We start from the raw sequence: 12,706 nt of genomic DNA, 5'->3' as shown, positions 1-12,706 counted from the left end.
ACTGCCATCCGCCGGGGCGCCGCACCTATACGGTCACCGAGCGCGCGGCCAACCATCGCTCGAGCGAGTCGGGATCCGTGGCGGGGTAGTCGCCATCAGGGCGTCTGATCCATCCCGCGCCCGAGAGCAGTTCGAACTCGGCGACGAGCTCGCGGCCCGTCAAGAATGCCAGCGAGCACGTCGGCCACTCCATCCATTGCATCGGCTCACAGATGCAGTCCCACACGTCCAGCAGATCCACGAGGGCACTGATCTCGCGAGGATCACGTTCGGTCGCAAGCCGGTCCACCGACCGGCGGCTTTGAGGGTCGTAGCCAGCTCCTTCGAACACCACGACCTCGTCGACCCCGAGAAGGCGGTTGCGCTCCCTGATCCGGTGGGTGTTCATGTCCGGCATCATGGTCCGAATCGTCGGGTGCGGAAAGTTTGTCGGCGGAGCTCGGAGAACCTCAGCTAGACAGTCGCGAACATGCTGCACGCGGGAGGTCCTCGGCGAGCATTCTTGCCGAGGGACGGGTCATGACGTCGCCTGCGTGTGTCGGGCAAGGACGGCGAGGACCTCGTCGAGCAGTGATTCTGCGAGGCGCAGCACTATCTGCTCGACCTCGTCGGCGTAGATGCCGGCGCTTCCGGCAACGGCGGGATACAGCTCGAGGAGTGCGCCCACGGTTGCCGCGGGGATCAGACCGTCGTCGCGGCCCCAGCCTTCGCTCGCCGCAGCGAGAGCGGATCGGAACGCATCCACTCGAGATTCGTCGATCCCGGCACCTGTCCGTAGCGAGACGGCGAGGTCGGATACGGATCTGATCAGCTCCTCATCTGCCATGGCGTCATCGTCGTCGGACGGACCGACGAAATCGACCGTCGCGGCGGCGGGCGCCTGCAGTTGCCCGAGTGGCCGCAACCATGGACCCGAAATCGTGCAGACTGCTCGCATGGGGCTGTTCGGCGGGAAGCGTCCTCAGGACGACGAGCGAGCGCCCGACAAGATCGGTGCCGAGTGGCAGGCCGCCGATGATGCCGGGGACGCCGCTCGCGCGGGGGAGCTGGCGGAGGAGATGACGCAGCGGCTGCCCGAGTCGTTCATGGGGTGGTTCCAGGCAGGTCTCTACTCGAAGGCACGCCGCGACTGGGTGACGTCGCTCGAGCGCAACCGCCGTGCCGACCAGCTGTACGGGGAGCGCCAGGTCGAGGAGTTCGAGGGTGTGAACCCGGCCGCCTGGAACCTCGCCATCGCCGCCACGGCGCTGGGCGACTGGGCCACCGCGCGATACGCGTGGACCCGCTTCGGGGTATCGGGACTGGCCGAGGGGGAGGGACCGATCGACGCATCGTTCGGCACCGCTCCGATCCGGCTCAACCCGGATCGTCCGTCGCTGCCGCACCAGGTGCTGCCCGACTTCGGCGTGACGGAGGTCGTGTGGTGCCGTCGGCTGAGCCCGGCGCACGCCGTGATCGTCAGCGTGCCGATGCCAGAGTCAGGACACCGGTTCGGCGACGTCCTGCTCCACGACGGCGAGCCCAAGGGGTCACGTCGTCTCGGCGGCGCGGAGGTAAGCGTGTTCGACGAGATCGAACGGCTGGAGAGCTCGGGCACGAGCACCTGGCAGGTCGCGGTCGAGAACGCCGGTCAGGCCGATTGGGATGCGGTGGGCGAGATCGCCTACCGCCACGAGGTCGGGGCCGACGACTGGTCATCGATGCGCATGCTCTGCAGCGACTGCTCGCACGGGCCGTCTGACCCCGCTCACCACCACCCGCCGGCAGTCAGTGACACCCTGCGGCTCGGCCTCGCCGGGTCGGACCACGCCCTCGCGCAGTTCCTGGAGGAGTGGGCGTCGGGACGTCCGCACCTCACGATCGGCGAAGCCGAGCTGCTCTGGTGACTAGCGACGCAGCCGAGACGACGTTCCTGCGAGTGGAGTGGCGCCACGAGAACGACGAGTACCCGGTGCTGCTCCACAGCGCGCTCGATGCCGGGCGGCTCGAGGTGCGCAAGGTCGACGTCTGGGCGGACGGTTCTGCGCAGACCTCCGACTCGGTCGACGACCAGGACCGGCAGGCGACGTCCCTCGCGTCCGTGGCCACTCCGTCGCTCGATGAGATCAACGCGGACCCGCAGTTCTCGGGAGTCGAGATCAGCGCCGAGGAGTTCGAGCAGATGTGGGCACGCCACCGCGGATAGCCGTGCGATTCGGTGCGAAGCGACCGCGCCTAGCACGCACCCGTGCAAACATCCCTCATGCACGAGTCGCGGTGGACCACGGCGGAGATGGCGCAAGCTATTCGCCGCATCGGCAGGTTCGAGAAGCCCACCGCGCCGAATCTCGAGCGGGAGATCGGCGTCCGCGACGTGACGGCGCGCGAGGACGACGTGCTGGTGACGTTCCGGTGGAAGCGGTATCCGTGGCTGCTGGCGATCGGATTCGGACCCGAGAGCGAGTACGACGAGTACCCGGACACGGTGGACGCCTGGGCCAGCGACGCGCTGACCTACCTTGCCGAGCTCACCGGCACGGGCATCGTCGTCGGAGCCGCGCGGAAGATCCGCGAGGGCGGCGTGATCGAGCTGCTCGAGCGCCAGGCGTGGGACCGCAGGTTCTACCTATCCATAGTTCCGCCGGACGGCGAGGCCTGGGGCGCCCTGAAGTTCTTCGAGCGAGACGGCTTCGACACCACCCGCGTGCAAGAGCTGCGCGCCTCGGGCGACCTGATCTCCTGGAACCGGGTCTACGTGAACAACTCGACCGGCTCGCCCTACGTGGGGCACGCCGCCGTCGTGCGGGTCAGCGACACGCGGGCCGAGATCGACTTCTGCGAGACCGTTCCGGGCCTGCCCGTGACCGTCGGTCTGAACCTCTGCGAGGTCCTGGCGCACGAGGCTGCCTGGACCGGCATCACCGAGGTCGTGACCGATATCGACAGGCCGGAGCTGGACCTTCTCGGCTTCAAGCCCGAGGGGGAGCGGCGCGTGCTGACGACCGACTTCCTCGCGGTCGACCACGCGGAGATCGCTCGGCTGATCGCGTCATCGGACGACTGGGTGCCGCCGCCGCCCCGTCGCCTGTCGCCGGGGACGATCCGCGTCGCCGGATAGCGGGCGACTCAGACCGTCCGCAGCGGGAGCACCGCACACACGCGCGTGCCACCGTCGCGCTCGATCCACCAGCGTTCGGCGAGGCGGTCGATGATCGCCAGGCCGCGGCCCGACGTCGCGGTGTCGGCGGCCTGCGTCGGCTCGAGGTGTCCGCCCTGCCCACCGTCCTCCACGCTCAGGCTGATGCTGCCGTGAGCGAGGGACCACCGCGCCTCGAAGGTCCCGTCGTGGCGAGGCGCTCCATGTCGGACGGCATTCGCCGCCATCTCACCGAGCACGAGAAGCACGTCGTCGGCGGTGGGCTTCGGCACGTCGTGCTCGGCCAGGAACGTCAGGAGCTGGTGCCGTGCGGCCCGCAGCGACGTGGACGCGAACGGGAGCTGCGTCACTTCCGTATCGCTCACCCGTGCTCCTCGCCCCGCGCCTGCCGGTCCCGTCGCGGCAAGACTAGGCGGGGTCGGCGCGATCTGCGCGGCCAGGCCCGAAGTCGCGCAGCGTCCGCCCGCGGATCGGGGCCCGCGCGGCGATAGGCTCGCCCCAATCACCGCCCGGGGAACGGCGGTGCGGGGGGCGGCGCAGCGCACCTCGACGACCGCAGAGACCTCGAGGTGGAGCGCAGGATGCCGGGAGACGAGCCGACGCCGTTCGACGGCGCCGACGCGGACGTCACCCCGTGGCTCGAGCTCGCCGTCGACGCTGCCGGGGTCGGGGTCTTCGACTGGGACCTCACGACGGGCGCGCTCGTCTGGGACGACCGGCTGCTCGCGCTGTTCGGCCGCGACCGCGCCTCGTTCGCGGGGACGATCGAGGGCTTCACCGAGTACGTCCACCCCGACGACCGCGACCGCGTCTCCCGCGCGCTCGCCTTCGCCGTCGACACGGTGGGGGAGTACGAGGCCGAGTACCGCATCACCCTGCCCGGCGGGCAGGACCGGTGGATTCGGGCCAGCGGCCGCGCCTTCGCCGGCCCCGACGGCACGTCCACGCGGGTCGTCGGTGCCGCCATCGCCAGCGGTACCGGATCCGACGAGGACACCCGCGCCTTCAAGGTGCTGGAGGCCATGCCGACCGCGTTCTTCGCCCTCAACCGCGACTGGCGCTTCACCTACGTCAACCCCACGGCGCAGCGCCTCCTGGGCGGAGTCAGCACCGATCCGGTCGGCCACGTGATCTGGGAGCTGTTCCCCGACGCCGTCGGCACCGAGTTCGAGACCAGCTACCGCCGCGCCGCCGAGACCCACGAGCCCGTCTCGTTCGAGGCGTACTACCCGCCGCCGCTCGACGACTGGTACGAGATCCGCGCCTGGCCCACGCCCGACGGCCTGTCGGTCTACTTCCTCGACATCACCGAGCGCCGCGCGACGCAGCAGGCGCTCGAGCGGCACGCACGCCGCAGCTCCATGCTCGCCGCGGTGACCGAGGCGCTCACCGACACGATGGATCCCGAGGTGGGCGTCACCCGTCTGGCCGGCCTGCTGGTGCCCGAGATCGCGGACTGGTGCATCGTCACGATCGTCGACGGCCCGCGCGGGGCGGAGGTGACACGGCGCGACCTGCGCGACATCGGTGCCTGGCACGTCGACCCGGCCCAGGAGTCCCTCGTGGAGCAGTACGCGGAGACGCGCCTGCCGGCCCTCCGCGACGACGCCTTCCTGTTCCGGGCCCTGCAAGGCAGCGAGCCGATCCTCATCGAGCGCGACGCGACCGCAGCGATCAGCGCCGTGCTCGAGCCCGGGCTAGCGCGCGACCTCTACCAGCAGCTCGCCCCGGAGTCGGCGGTCATCATGCCGCTGCGCGGCCAGGGTCAGGCCAACGGACTGCTGACGATGTTCCGCTCCGACCAGCGGCCCCCGTTCGGACCCGACGACCTCGACCTCCTGCGCGACGTCGGCGGTCGCGCCGGCATGGCACTGGGCAACGCCCGCGCGTTCACCGAGCAGCGCGACCTCGCGGAGGCCCTGCAGCGCAGCATGCTGACCGAGCCGCCGGAGCCGGACTACCTCCACGTCGTCGTGCGCTACGAGCCCGCCGCAGACGTCGCGCAGGTCGGCGGCGACTGGTACGACTCGTTCGTGCAGCCGGGTGGCTCGACCAACGTCGTCATCGGCGACGTCGTCGGCCACGACACGGCCGCCGCGGCGGCGATGGGCCAGGTCCGCTCGCTGCTGCGTGGCATCGCGATGACGACCAACGAAGGCCCCGCCGACGTGCTGCGGCGGGTCGACGACGTGCTGGCGGGGCTGCAGGTCGACACCACGGCGAGCGTCGTGATGGCGCGCTTCGAGCAGACTCCCGCTGAGCGGGCCGAGGGCCTGACGCGCCTGCGCTGGTCGAACGCCGGGCACCCGCCGCCCCTGGTGGCGATCGCCCGCGACGCGGCCGACCTCACGACCGACGACGTCGAGGTTCGCGAGCTCTGGGGAACCGACACGAACCTGCTGCTCGGTCTCTTCCCCGACACCGAGCGCACGGAGGCCGTGATCACCCTCCCGCTCGGCGCCACCGTGCTGCTCTACACCGACGGCCTCGTGGAGCGTCGCGGCGAGGACCTCGACGCGGGCATCTCGCGGCTCGCCAGCGTGCTGGCTGAGCTGGTGGCCGAGGGAGTGGAGCTCGACGGCGCCCTCGACGAGGTGCTGGAGCGGATGCTGCCCGGCTCGCCGCAGGACGACGTCGCCATCGTGGCCGTCCGCCTGCATCCCGACGCCTCCGTCGTCTGAGGTCCGCCAGGGCGCCGCTGTGTGGCTCCTGTGGCTACCGTCGGCCTCAACCGGTGCCGGTTCGACGGCGCCCTCACGAGAGCAGGCACTCATGGCCAAGCCCGAGCGTGACGTCGAGAAGATCTACAAGACCGAGGACGTCGTGGCCAAGCTGCGGCGCCTGGCCGACGCGCTGGAGACCGGCTCGTCCTTCCGCATCCAGATCGCCGGCGAGCGCTTCCGCGTGCCGGCGCGGGCGGAGTTCTCGATCGAGCACGAGCGCGGCGAGGACGAGGAAGAGGTCGAGTTCCAGCTGAAGTGGTCGCTCGAGTCAGACGACGACGAGGACGGCGACGAGCCCGTCGTCTGAGATGCGGACCCCGCGTCAGGTGTGCGTGCCGACGTTGACCACGCGCCCTGACGCGTCGCGGTAGAAGAACCGCGTGACGCCCCACGGCTCGAAAGTCAGGGGGTGCACGATCTCGACGCCGGCCTCGATCGCGGAGGACAGCGCCTCGTGGACGTCGTCGACGAAGACCGAGACGTCGGGGTTCACGGGCGCCGTCGCGTCGGCCGTCATGAGGCTCAGCTGGTGTCCGGCGTCGTCGGAGAGCGTGACGATCCAGCCGTGGTCCATCACCACGCGCAGGCCGAGCGTCTCCGTGTGCTGACGGACGGCGACCTCGAGGTCGCTCACCACCAGGTTCGGGACGACACGCTCCACCTTCATGACTCGAGTGAAACATCCGAGGGGGCCACGTCGAGGGATCCGCGTGCCCGGGTCCTGCATGCTGGGTGCATGGCCGTGAGTCCCGTTCCCCACGTGGTCGAGCGCGGATCCGGCACGCCAGTGCTATTCATCCACGGCAACGGTGTCGACCACCGGATCCTCCTCGACCTCGACCCCGCGTTCGAGGCCGCCGGCGGCTGGCAGCGCCTCCACCTCGACCTCCCGGGATTCGGGAGGACAGCCGCGCTGGACGAGCCGGGCGGTCTCCCCGAGCTGGCCGACTGGGTGGACGGCGCCGCGTCGTCGCTGCTGGGTGATCGGCCGTTCGCCGTCGTCGGGAGCTCGATGGGCGGGCTCCTCGCCCGCGACCTCGCCGTCCGCCGACCGCAGCAGTGCCTCGGACTGGCGCTGTTCGCTCCCGTCGTGGACCCGGTCGCCTCGCGCCGCACGCTGCCTCCCCAGGTCGTGCTGACGGAGGATCCAGACCTGCTCGCCTCGCTCGACCCGGACGACGCGGCCGACTACGCTGAGATGGCGGTCGTCCAGTCGCCTGCGGACTGGGACCGCTTCCGCGCCGCGGTGCTGCCGGGCATCCGGGCTGCTGACGAACGCGCGATGGATCGACTGGGCCGGCGCTACGAGCTGGTTCCCCATCCGGACGCTCGACTCGCCGGGTTCGACCGCCCGGTGCTCGTCGTGGCCGGGCGGCAGGACGCGGTGGTCGGGTTCGAGGACCAGCGCGCCCTGGCCGATTCTCTGCCACACGCGACCTACGCCGTCCTCGACCGCGCGGGCCACAACGTCCACCTCGACCAGCCGGACCAGGCTCGGGCCCTCCTGTCGGGCTGGATCGCCGCGGTCCGCGCAACGGCGGGGTGAGCCCGTGCCGATGAGACGCCGTCCGCCCTGGGCGCGCACCGTCCTGCGGCTCAACGCCCTGGCTCTGGTCGTGTGCGCGGGGGTGGCTGCCGTCGGCGCCTTCCTCACCGGGCGAGCCGGTGACCTTCCGCTCTCGCTGGTCTGTGCGCTCGTCGCCATCCTCGCGGTCGTCGGCGCTCGGTCCGCCGTCCGCGAGTCCGAGAAGTAGCGCCGTCAGATCAGGTTGCGAAGCCGGTCGCGGAGGGAGTCCTTCACGGCCTCCTCGACCGCGGCACCGATCTGCTGCTCGAGGTCGGCCTGGCTGGTGAGGTTCTCCAGCAGGTCGCGCAGGTCGAGCTTGTCGATCGCGCGCGTGAGCACGTCGTCGGTCTTGAGCGCAGCGTCGATCACGCCGTCGGGCAGCGCGCGGATCGCGGTCTTCAGGAAGCCGTTCAGGTCGGAGGACTCGAGGGCCTCGTCAACGAGGGCGGACGCCGGCGGGAGCGTGCCGTCGTCCTTCATGCGGGTGACGGCGGTCTTCAGCCCGTCGCGCAGCGCGTCGACCTGGGCGTCGTTGCGTTCACCGGGCCGGGCGAGCTCGAGCGTCAGCTCCTCGCGGCTGACCTGGAGCGTGCAGGCAGCCTCGTCGATGCCGATGAGCACGAGCTGCTCGGTGAGCCCCTCGATGCCCTCGGCCCGGGAGGTCACCTCGCGCTCGGCGCACGGGTCGGCCGGCTTCAGCGGCTCGTAGGAGCCGCCGCCGTTGCCGAGCTGCACGCCGACCACCAGGGCCACGAGAACGAGTGCAAGCACCGGCAGCCCGGCCCAGCGGGCGGTGGCATTCACGAGGACCTCCGGCGGCCCAGCGGCACGAGGGTCAGCAGGGCGGCGAGCGCGAGGCCAGCACCGATCAGGAACGAGTCGCGGAACGCGCGGGTGGCGGCCCGCTCGAGCTGGTCGTCGAGGTCGCGCTCGAGCTGGTCGAGGGCTGGCTGTTCGCCGGCGGCGACGTCGATGCGGTCGAACGCGGGAGCCAGTTCGGGCACCTGGCCCTGCTGGTCCACGAGCGCACCGCCGAGCGCCTCGGCCACGGAGACCTTGTCCTGCGGCATGAGCGGTGAGTCGAGCACGAGCGAGGTGATGGCCTCCTGCGCCGGCTCCTGCGCGTCCTGCAGGTCGGCCGTGAACACCGGGGTGAGGACGGCCAGGCCCAGCACGACGCCGACGTGTCGTGCGCCGATCGTCCAGGCGGCGTGCTCCGAGCGCGGCAGGCGCAGGTCCATCGCCCGCGAGGTGAGCTGGTCGACCGTCAGGCCCAGCCCGAGGCCCACGAGCGCCTGCGGGGCGACGCTCCACAGCAGGTTCGACGACGGCGGGATCGCGAGGCCCACGAGGCCACCGGCGACGAGGAAGCAGCCGACCGCAATCTCGACCTCGGGCGGCGGCCGGAAGAGCCGTGCCAGCGGACGCGCGGCGATCGCGGCGACGGGCACGACCGACACCGTCAGGGCGGCCGTGGCGGGGGAGCGGCCCCAGCCCTCGACCAGCAGCAGCACGAGCAGGAACAGCGCCGCAGTGAGCGCGGCCGACAGCAGGGCGAGGGTCAGGTTCGCGCGGATCGCGGGACGGTGACGGTCCGGGCCCTGCTGCGGAACCGCGCGCACGGCCAGGGCGGCCGGCACGGCGAGGGCCGCGAACGGCACCTGCACGACGAAGATCGCCTGCCACGAGATCGCCTGCGTGAGGAGTCCGCCCGCGACCGGGCCGACGGCCGTGCCGATGACGCCCGCGGTGACCCACCACCCGACACCGCGACGCTCACCGCGCTCGGCCACCAGCTGCTCGAGGCAGCCCACGAGCGCCAGCGCGCCGCCGACGGCCTGCACGCACCGCGCGACGATGAGCACCTCGATCGAGTCCGCGAACGCGCACCAGGCGGAGGCCCCCGCGAACATCGCGATGCCGACGGCGGTGAAGATCCGCGGATCCGCGCGCCGGAACGCCAGCGCGGCAGGCACCGCTCCGAGCCCCAGCACCAGGTTGTAGGCGATCAGCACCCACGCGACCTGGCCGACCGAGGCGTCCAGGTGGTGCAGGATCTCCGGCAGCGCGAGCGTCACGATCGCCGAGTCCGCCAGGACGAGCCCCACCGTCACGGCGAGCAGGGGAGCCGTGACGAGACGCATCCCGTCATCCTCTCAGCGGCACCAGGGAATCGCCCGTGGCGGAGCGCCGCCGAAACTTTTTCTCGCGAAGTTGTCGTATCCGGTCGGGCCCGTTCGATGACAGGGTGAGAGGCAGCCACCGGGCCGCCGCACACGAGAGGCACGACCATGACGCAGTACATGCTTTCCGTCCAGCACACCGGCGCCTACCCGGCGATGGACTCGCCCGAGGCGCAGGAGATGTTCGCCGCGACCGGCGCGTTCACCGACAAGCTCCAGGCCAGCGGCCAGTGGGTCTTCGTCGGCGGCCTCCAGGGCGTCGACACCGCCACGCGCATCGACGCCCGGGGTGGCGACGCGGTCGTCACCGACGGCGCGTACGTCGAGAGCAAGGAGCACCTCGCGGGCTTCTGGGTGATCGAGGCCGCCGACCTCGACGAGGCGATCGCGCTCGCGGCCGAGGCGTCCAAGGCCTGCAACGACCCGATCGAGGTCCGTCCCTTCCACTCGGTGTGAGCACGACGCCGGAGCTCCTCGCGGAGGTCGAGCGGACCTTCCGCGAGGAGCACGGGCGCGTCGTCGCCGCACTCACTCGCCGCTTCGGCGACCTCGACCTCGCTGAGGACGCGGCCGCCGAGGCCCTCGTCGTCGCGCTGGAGAAGTGGCCCACCGACGGCGTCCCGCCCAACGCCGGCGGATGGCTCACCACCACCGCCACGCACCGCGCGATCGACCGCATCCGCCGCGAGTCCCAGCGCGACACCAAGCACCAGGCAGCCCTGATGATCACTGACGACACCGCGCACGAACCGACCGGCGTGGTCGAGGACGACCGCCTCCGGCTGATGTTCACGTGCTGCCACCCCGCCCTGCCGGGCGAGGCGCGCGTGGCGCTGACGCTCCGCATGCTCGGCGGGCTGACCGTCGAGGAGATCGCGCGGGCCTTCCTCGTGCCGGAGACCACGATGGCCCGTCGCATCACCCGCGCCAAGCACAAGATCAAGGCCGCGAACATCCCGTTTCGCGTGCCCGACGGCACCGACGTCACCGACCGGCTGGGGACCGTGCTCGACGTGGTGCACCTCGTGTTCAACGAGGGCTACCTGGCGGGTACGGGCGACGACCCGATCCGCGCGGACCTGACGGGTGAGGCGATCCGGCTCGGTCGCCTGCTGCGCGAGCTGGTGCCGGACGACGGCGAGGTGGCCGGGCTGCTGGCGCTGATGCTGCTGATCGAGGCCCGCCGCACCGCACGGGTGGCGGGCGGGGAGCTCGTCACGCTCGACCAGCAGGACCGCGGCGCTTGGGACCGCGAGCTCGTCGCGGAGGGGCACGCGCTGGTGCGCGAGTGCCTGGCCCGGGTGGCCGGCGGGGGAGCGGCGCCCGGTCGGTACCAGCTCATGGCCGCCGTCAACGCGGTCCACACCGATGCTCGCGACGCCCGCGACACCGACTGGAGCCAGGTCGCGCAGCTCTACGACCAGCTCTACGCGGTCTCACCCACGCCGGTCGTCGCCCTCAACCGGGCGATCGCGATCGCGGAGCTCGACGGACCCGAGGTCGCACTCGCCATCGTCGACCGGCTCGATCTCGACGGGTACCACGCGTGGCACGCGACCAGGGCCGACCTGCTGCGCCGACTTGGCCGCAGCGCCGAGGCCCGCGCTGCCTACGACGCGGCGATCGCGGCCGGCGACAACCCGGCCGAGCAGGCGTACCTGACCCGCCGGCGGGACGAGCTCGGTCGCTGACGGTCCGTCCAGAACGCTCGCCAGCGACCCGCCACCTCACTTACTCTCGGGAAGGTGCACCGGATCTTCACGACGAGCGTCGCCTCCGTCTACCCCCATTACGTGACGAAGGTCGAGCGCAAGGACCGCACGAAGGCCGAGCTGCACGAGGTGATCGAGTGGCTCACCGGGTTCGACGAGGAGCAGCTGCAGAAGCACCTCGACGCCGAGACCACGTTTCTCGACTTCTTCGCGGAGGCCGAGATCAACCCCAACGTCTCGCTCATCACCGGCTCGGTCTGCGGGGTGAAGGTGCAGGAGGTCGAAGACCCCCTGATGCAGAAGATCCGCTACCTCGACAAGCTCGTCGACGAGCTGGCCAAGGGGCGGCCGATGGTCAAGGTCCTGCGGGCGTGACCACCCAGGCCGTGCCGATCCTGCGCATCAGCGACGTCGACCAGGCCCTCGCCTGGTGGGCGCGGCTGGGCTTCGCCGAAGACTTCCGCCACCAGTTCGAACCGGGCTTCCCCTGGTACGTCGGTCTGGTGCGAGGCGATGCGCAGGTGCACCTGTCGCAGCACACGGGCGACGCCCTCGGCCCGGGACTGCTCTACCTCTGGGTCGAGGACGTCGACGCGGTGGCGGCGGAGTTCGGCGTGCCGATCGAGGACATGCCGTGGGCGCGCGACTGCGAGGTCACCGACCCCGACGGCAACCGTGTCCGCGTCGGCTCGACCCCTTCAAGCGCCGGCTAGGGCGGCTAGCCTCGGGCGCATGACGAGCCTGGCGCACGTGCGGACCGCGGTGACGCGGCTGGACGAGGTCGAGAAGTGCGCCGACGGGGGCGAGTCGTACGCGGTCGCGGGGCAGACCTTCGTGACGGTCACGGCGGACCGGTCAGGCATCGAGCTGAGCCTGCCCGGCGACGACGCGCGGAAGGTCACCGAGGACATCCCCGGCGCCTCGGTGGTCGAGGGTGGAGTTCTCGTGCCGCTCGACGTGATGAACGGGATGCAGGCCAACGCCGTGATCGGTCGGGCGTGGGCGCACCGCGCCCCGGGCCGTCTCACGAAGGTGTCGGCGGCTGCCGCGTCCGCGGACGGTGACCTGCCCCGCGCGATCGGGCGCCCTGCCACCTCGGCGCTGCACGGAGCCGGCATCTCGACCCTGGCCGAGCTCTCGACCCGCACGGAGTCGGAGATCGCGGACCTGCACGGCGTCGGCCCGAAGGCCATGCGGCTGCTGGGTGAAGCTCTCGCCGCCGCGGACCTCGGCTGGGCGCGACCGCGGTCCTGACCCTGTTGGTGCGCTGGTTGTGCACAGCCTCCGGCCGTCCACAGGCGACCTCGCGGTGGGCGCGGAGGGCTGACCTGCGCGCCTAGCGTCCTGGCAGTGCCACCGGATCGGCGTGGCCGCCAGCAGACGAG

18 protein-coding genes are annotated in these 12,706 nt (G+C 71.5%); 12 read left to right on the top strand and 6 right to left on the bottom strand.

The window, feature by feature from the left end; translation table 11 throughout:
* Positions 1-25: 25 nt before the first annotated feature.
* Both LO931_RS01615 and LO931_RS01610 read right to left on the bottom strand, forming a co-directional pair.
* Positions 26-388 carry a hypothetical protein gene (locus LO931_RS01615; protein WP_229051456.1) on the bottom strand — a complete coding sequence of 121 codons (363 nt, stop codon included), beginning with the start codon at positions 386-388 and terminating at the stop codon, positions 26-28.
* A gap of 129 nt (positions 389-517) precedes the next feature.
* Positions 518-826: a hypothetical protein gene (locus LO931_RS01610; RefSeq protein WP_229051455.1), complete on the bottom strand. Its 309-nt coding sequence runs from the start codon at positions 824-826 to the stop codon at positions 518-520.
* A gap of 109 nt (positions 827-935) precedes the next feature.
* Here LO931_RS01610 and LO931_RS01605 point away from each other — a divergent pair, with 109 nt between their 5' ends.
* Genes LO931_RS01605 through LO931_RS01595 form a run of 3 tightly spaced genes read left to right on the top strand, consistent with a single transcriptional unit; the run spans position 936 to position 3,097 of the window.
* Positions 936-1,886: a hypothetical protein gene (locus LO931_RS01605; protein ID WP_229051454.1), complete on the top strand. Its 951-nt coding sequence runs from the start codon at positions 936-938 to the stop codon at positions 1,884-1,886.
* Positions 1,883-2,185, top strand: a complete 303-nt coding sequence (locus LO931_RS01600) for a hypothetical protein (protein ID WP_229051453.1) — start codon at positions 1,883-1,885, stop codon at positions 2,183-2,185. Before LO931_RS01605 ends, LO931_RS01600 begins: the two co-directional genes overlap by 4 nt.
* Positions 2,186-2,227: 42 nt before the next feature.
* A complete protein-coding gene (locus tag LO931_RS01595) occupies positions 2,228-3,097 on the top strand; it encodes a hypothetical protein (protein ID WP_229051452.1) in 870 nt (289 codons plus the stop codon).
* Between the two features lie 8 nt (positions 3,098-3,105).
* Here LO931_RS01595 and LO931_RS01590 read toward each other — a convergent pair whose 3' ends face one another.
* Positions 3,106-3,501: an ATP-binding protein gene (locus LO931_RS01590; protein WP_229051451.1), complete on the bottom strand. Its 396-nt coding sequence runs from the start codon at positions 3,499-3,501 to the stop codon at positions 3,106-3,108.
* Positions 3,502-3,717: 216 nt separating this feature from the next.
* Here LO931_RS01590 and LO931_RS01585 point away from each other — a divergent pair, with 216 nt between their 5' ends.
* On the top strand, positions 3,718-5,817 hold the full coding sequence (locus LO931_RS01585) for a SpoIIE family protein phosphatase (RefSeq protein ID WP_229051450.1): 2,100 nt from the start codon (positions 3,718-3,720) through the stop codon (positions 5,815-5,817).
* A 91-nt stretch (positions 5,818-5,908) separates the two neighbouring features.
* Positions 5,909-6,166, top strand: coding sequence for an amphi-Trp domain-containing protein (locus tag LO931_RS01580; RefSeq protein WP_229051449.1), 258 nt, complete (start codon positions 5,909-5,911; stop codon positions 6,164-6,166).
* A 15-nt stretch (positions 6,167-6,181) separates the two neighbouring features.
* Here the strand turns inward: LO931_RS01580 and LO931_RS01575 are convergent, their stop codons facing one another.
* Positions 6,182-6,526 (bottom strand): VOC family protein, encoded by a 345-nt coding sequence (locus LO931_RS01575; RefSeq protein ID WP_229051448.1) that lies wholly within the window; start codon positions 6,524-6,526, stop codon positions 6,182-6,184.
* Positions 6,527-6,595: 69 nt separating this feature from the next.
* Here LO931_RS01575 and LO931_RS01570 point away from each other — a divergent pair, with 69 nt between their 5' ends.
* Both LO931_RS01570 and LO931_RS01565 read left to right on the top strand, forming a co-directional pair.
* Complete coding sequence (locus LO931_RS01570) at positions 6,596-7,405, top strand: alpha/beta fold hydrolase (protein ID WP_229051447.1); 810 nt, start codon at positions 6,596-6,598, stop codon at positions 7,403-7,405.
* Between the two features lie 10 nt (positions 7,406-7,415).
* The gene (locus LO931_RS01565; RefSeq protein WP_229051446.1) at positions 7,416-7,613 is read left to right on the top strand and encodes a hypothetical protein; all 198 of its coding nucleotides are present in this window, start codon (positions 7,416-7,418) and stop codon (positions 7,611-7,613) included.
* Positions 7,614-7,618: 5 nt separating this feature from the next.
* Here LO931_RS01565 and LO931_RS01560 read toward each other — a convergent pair whose 3' ends face one another.
* Both LO931_RS01560 and LO931_RS01555 read right to left on the bottom strand, forming a co-directional pair.
* Positions 7,619-8,230: a hypothetical protein gene (locus LO931_RS01560; RefSeq protein WP_229051445.1), complete on the bottom strand. Its 612-nt coding sequence runs from the start codon at positions 8,228-8,230 to the stop codon at positions 7,619-7,621.
* On the bottom strand, positions 8,227-9,570 hold the full coding sequence (locus tag LO931_RS01555; protein WP_229051444.1) for an MFS transporter: 1,344 nt from the start codon (positions 9,568-9,570) through the stop codon (positions 8,227-8,229). The genes LO931_RS01560 and LO931_RS01555 overlap by 4 nt, the downstream gene beginning before the upstream one ends.
* A gap of 147 nt (positions 9,571-9,717) precedes the next feature.
* Here LO931_RS01555 and LO931_RS01550 point away from each other — a divergent pair, with 147 nt between their 5' ends.
* From LO931_RS01550 to LO931_RS01530, 5 genes are read left to right on the top strand one after another with little or no spacing between them, the layout of a single operon-like run.
* Entirely contained in the window at positions 9,718-10,065 is a 348-nt protein-coding gene (locus LO931_RS01550; RefSeq protein WP_255657683.1) for a YciI family protein, read from the top strand.
* The gene (locus LO931_RS01545; protein WP_229051443.1) at positions 10,062-11,300 is read left to right on the top strand and encodes an RNA polymerase sigma factor; all 1,239 of its coding nucleotides are present in this window, start codon (positions 10,062-10,064) and stop codon (positions 11,298-11,300) included. The genes LO931_RS01550 and LO931_RS01545 overlap by 4 nt, the downstream gene beginning before the upstream one ends.
* Before the next feature lie 54 nt (positions 11,301-11,354).
* Positions 11,355-11,696: a DUF2200 domain-containing protein gene (locus LO931_RS01540; RefSeq protein ID WP_229051442.1), complete on the top strand. Its 342-nt coding sequence runs from the start codon at positions 11,355-11,357 to the stop codon at positions 11,694-11,696.
* Positions 11,693-12,034 carry a VOC family protein gene (locus LO931_RS01535; protein ID WP_229051441.1) on the top strand — a complete coding sequence of 114 codons (342 nt, stop codon included), beginning with the start codon at positions 11,693-11,695 and terminating at the stop codon, positions 12,032-12,034. Before LO931_RS01540 ends, LO931_RS01535 begins: the two co-directional genes overlap by 4 nt.
* Before the next feature lie 19 nt (positions 12,035-12,053).
* Complete coding sequence (locus LO931_RS01530) at positions 12,054-12,575, top strand: hypothetical protein (protein ID WP_229051440.1); 522 nt, start codon at positions 12,054-12,056, stop codon at positions 12,573-12,575.
* Positions 12,576-12,706: the final 131 nt, after the last annotated feature.

The organism is Aeromicrobium sp. Leaf350, from assembly GCF_916858655.1.
Taxonomy (GTDB): domain Bacteria; phylum Actinomycetota; class Actinomycetes; order Propionibacteriales; family Nocardioidaceae; genus Aeromicrobium.
Note: the sequence above shows the minus strand (reverse complement) of the source record. Positions and strands in the feature narration are given on the sequence as shown.